Raw genomic sequence first — 337 nt, forward strand, 5'->3', positions numbered from 1 at the left:
AGGACGTCGTTGAGGCCGATCTGGAAGCGAATCAGGTCGTCGGGGCGGACCTGGATCTGCAGGGCGCGCACGCCGCCGCCGTAGATCGAGACCTGGGCGATGCCGGGCACCGCCTGGGGCCGCCGCCGCACGGTCCACTCCGCGACCTGGCGCAGGTCCATGGCGTCGCGGGTCTCGGAGGTGAGACCCACGAGGAGCACGGTCAGCGCCGAGGAGGTCAACGGGGTCATGGCGGGCGCCGCCACGCCGGCCGGCATGCGGCCGGCGAGCGCCGCCAGGCGCTCGTTGACCCGCTGGCGGATGCGGTCGACGTCGCTGCCGGAGCGGAACGCGGGGC

1 protein-coding gene is annotated in these 337 nt (G+C 74.8%); it reads right to left on the bottom strand.

The genetic code is table 11. The features are described 5' to 3' along the window. The coding region (locus ACLBX8_RS31700) for an efflux RND transporter permease subunit (protein WP_447716415.1) at positions 1 to 337 on the bottom strand (337 nt) is incomplete at both ends.

This window comes from Methylobacterium sp. D48H, assembly GCF_053345715.1.